The following is a 3,492-nucleotide window of genomic DNA, read 5'->3' as shown; positions in this document are numbered from 1 at the left end:
AGGACGAGTCGTCGTTGAACCCCTTGACCGAGCCGAAGATGAGGCGCGGGTTGAGCTCGTGGAGGAACTCCCACGACAGGCCCATCCGGTCCATGGCCCCCGGCGCGAAGTTCTCGACCAGGATGTCGGCGTCCCGGATCAGCGTCTCCATGACCTCCTTGCCCTCCGGGGTCCTGGTGTTGATCGCGAGCGAGCGCTTGTTGCTGTTCAGCATGGTGAAGTACAGGGCGTCGAGATCGGGGAGGTCGCGCAGCTGGTGCCGGGTCACGTCACCGCCGTCGACCCGCTCGACCTTCAGGACGTCGGCGCCGAACCAGGCGAGCATCTGCGTGCAGGCCGGGCCGGCCTGCACCCCGGTGAAGTCGATCACTTTGATTCCGGCGAGTGGTAGGTCAGTCATCACTGTGTCCTTTATAGACGATTGGTGGTCGGTCAGCGGGGCGGGGCGACCGTGATGCCGGTCGGGTTGAAACTCGTGAGGTGGCCGCTCTCGGTGCCGGCCGAGGGGTCGATGACGCAGTCGATGAGCGCCGGGCCGCCCGAGTCCAGCGCCGCGGTGAGGGCGGCGGTGAGTCCGGCGGGGGTGGTCACGTGGTAGCCCTTGCCGCCGAACGCCTCGATCAGCAGCTCGTGGCGGGCGTCCGGCATCAGGGTGGTCGGCGACGGGTCCGCGGAGACGCGGTTGACCCCGTCGCCTTTGTAGACACCGCCGTTGTTGAGGACGACGGTGACGACGGGCAGCTGGTAGCGGCAGATCGTCTCCAGCTCCATCCCGCTGAACCCGAAGGCGCTGTCGCCTTCCACGGCCACGACCGGGGCGCCGCTCTCGACCGTGGCGGCGATCGCGTAGCCCATGCCGATCCCCATGACGCCCCAGGTGCCGCTGTCCAGCCGGTGGCGTGGCACGGCCATGTCGATCACGTTGCGGGCGAAGTCCAGCGCGTTGGCGCCTTCGTTGACGACGTAGACGTCGGGACGCGCGCGCACGATGTCGCGTACCGCCCCCAGCGCCCCGTAGAACTGCATCGGGTGCGGGTCGGCCGCGAGGTGCGCCGACATCGTGGCGACGTTGCGCGCCGCGTGCGCCGCGAGCTCCTGGCGCCACGGCTCGGCGACCGTGATCCGGCCGGGCCCGGTCCGCTCGAGGAGCGCGGTCAGCACCGAGCCGACGTCGCCGACGAGCGGGGCGGCGATGGGCTGGTTGCTGTCCAGCTCGGTGGGTTCGATGTCGACCTGGATGAACTTCGCCGCCGGGTTCCACCGCGGTGCCTCGCCGTGGCCGAGCAGCCAGTTCAGCCGCGCGCCGACGAGCATCACGACGTCGGCCCTGCGCAGCGCCAGTGAACGGGCGGCGGCCGCCGACTGCGGGTGGTCGTCGGGCACCAGGCCCTTGGCCATCGACATGGGCAGGAACGGCACGCCGGTGGTCTCGACGAACCGCCGGACCTGCTCGTCCGCCTGCGCGTACGCCGCACCCTTCCCGAGCACGACCAGCGGCCGCTCCGCGCCCGCGAGCAGGGCGATCGCGCGGTCCACCGCCTCGGGGGCGGGCAGCTGACGCGGGGCCGGATCGGTGACCCGCCACAGCGTCGCGGCGCCCGCGGCCGCGTCCATGACCTCGCCCAGCACCGCGGCGGGGATGTCGAGGTAGACACCGCCGGGGCGGCCGGACGTCGCGGTGCGGATGGCCCGGGCGACCCCGCGGCCGATGTCCTCGACGCGGTCCACCCGGTAGGCGGCCTTGGCGAACCGCTCGGCCGCCGTCTTCTGGTCGAGCTCCTCGTAGTCACCCTGCTTGAGGTCGACGATGCGCCGCTCGCTGGACCCGGAGATCTGCACCATCGGGAAACAGTTCGTGGTGGCGTTCGCGAGCGCGACGAGCCCGTTGAGGAAGCCCGGTGCGGACACCGTCAGGCACACGCCCGGCTTCTTCGTGAGGAACCCTGCCGCCGCGGCCGCGTGCCCGGCGTTGCTCTCGTGGCGGAACCCGAGGTAGCGGATGCCCGACGCCTGCGCGAGCCGCGCCAGGTCGGTGATCGGAATGCCCACCACGCCGTAGATGGTCTCGACACCGTTGAGCTTGAGCGCGTCGACGACCAGGTGGTAGCCGTCGGTGCGCTCGGCCGGAGCGTCGCCGGCGGTCGCCGTGACCCCCGGTGCGGACGCGATCGTCATGTCCGAGGTCCTCCCTGTCGTGCCGGTATGCCGTCACCTCCCACGGTCCGCAGCAAGCGTGCGCACGTCCAAGATTTGTCGCCGAACAATCCATAACCGATTTTCATTGATAGGCGTTCGCTGTTGATGGTTCACCAGTGCGTATTGGACCTGCCCGTCACGCGGGCGCAAACTCGCAAATGTGACCCGACGTCTGTTCGGCAGGAGGAATCATGCTCACTGAACCGCCTACCGATCGGCGAGTGGACCGAGGTGCCGCGCATGTGGCGCCGGTGCTGCTGGTAGTTCGCGATCGGCTGCTCGTGGCGCTGGCGTTCGCGTCAGGTATTTACGAGGCGATCTGTTTCCTCTCCTTCGGAAAGGTCTTCTCGGGGTTCCAGACGGGGAACATCGTGTTTCTCGGCGTCGGCGCCGCCGGCACTCGCCCGCCCGCCGGCCCGAACCCGGTGACCGTGCTCGTCTCCCTCGCCGCCTTCGCGGTCGGCGCCGCGCTGTCCATGTGGATCCTGAAGCCGTTCAACGGCGACGAGGAGGTGGAGGACAGCGAGGTCCTCCAGGTGTGGCCGCGCCGCGTGTCGGCCACCCTCTGGGCCGTGCTGGTCCTGCAGGTCGGCTTCCTCGTCGTGTGGATGGTGACCTCGCCGTCCGCGATGACGTACCTCCTCATCGGACTGAACGCGTGCGCGATGGGCATGCAGATGAACGCCGTCCGGTCACTGCACGTGCCGGGCATCTCCACCACGGCGGCGTCCGCCACCTTCATCAGCCTGACGAGCGGCATCGCGACCTGGTCGCTCAAGGCGCACCCGGCGCGCCGGCTGACCGGTGTCCTGGTGGCCATGGCCGCCGGCGCCCTGATCGGCGACTGGACGCTGAGCCACGCGCACCCCTACGCACCGGTCCTGCCCGTGCTCGTGATCGCGGCCGTGAACGTTATCGCCTCGACGTCCCTGAGGCGGGCGGCCGCGCGATGACCAGGTACCTGCCGCCGGACGTCACCGGACTCGTCGATCTCCTCGATCGGCAGGTGCGGGACCGTCCCGGCGCCCGAGCGCTCGTGGTCGGCGCGGACCGGACGACCCTGTCCTACCGCACCCTGGCCGGCCTGGTCGACGACGTCGCCGGCCGCCTGCGCGACATGGGGCTGCACCGGGCGGACCCGGTCGGCCTCGTGGGTGCCAACCAGGCCGAGTTCGTCGTCGGGCTCCTGGGGGCGGCGCGAGCCGGGCTGGTGGTCGCCCCGATGGATCCCGCACTGCCCGAGTCGGAGCTGTCCGCCCGGCTGGAGGAGATGGGGGCGCAGGCCGTCCTCGTCGG

4 protein-coding genes are annotated in these 3,492 nt (G+C 70.5%); 2 read left to right on the top strand and 2 right to left on the bottom strand.

The window, feature by feature from the left end:
- On the bottom strand, positions 1–400 hold a 400-nt coding region (locus VGD70_RS30735), incomplete at its 3' end, for a CoA transferase (RefSeq protein WP_331087535.1).
- Positions 401–432: 32 nt separating this feature from the next.
- Positions 433–2,175 (bottom strand): oxalyl-CoA decarboxylase, encoded by a 1,743-nt coding sequence (gene oxc / locus VGD70_RS30730; RefSeq protein ID WP_331087533.1) that lies wholly within the window; start codon positions 2,173–2,175, stop codon positions 433–435.
- Between the two features lie 242 nt (positions 2,176–2,417).
- Here oxc and VGD70_RS30725 point away from each other — a divergent pair, with 242 nt between their 5' ends.
- Positions 2,418–3,149 (top strand): YoaK family protein, encoded by a 732-nt coding sequence (locus tag VGD70_RS30725; RefSeq protein WP_331087531.1) that lies wholly within the window; start codon positions 2,418–2,420, stop codon positions 3,147–3,149.
- A partial coding sequence (locus VGD70_RS30720; protein ID WP_331087529.1) for an AMP-binding protein occupies positions 3,146–3,492 on the top strand: 347 nt, incomplete at its 3' end. The genes VGD70_RS30725 and VGD70_RS30720, both read left to right, overlap by 4 nt.

Origin of the sequence: Actinophytocola sp., from assembly GCF_036402745.1 — a bacterium.
GTDB lineage: Bacteria > Actinomycetota > Actinomycetes > Mycobacteriales > Pseudonocardiaceae > Actinophytocola.
Note: the sequence above shows the minus strand (reverse complement) of the source record. Positions and strands in the feature narration are given on the sequence as shown.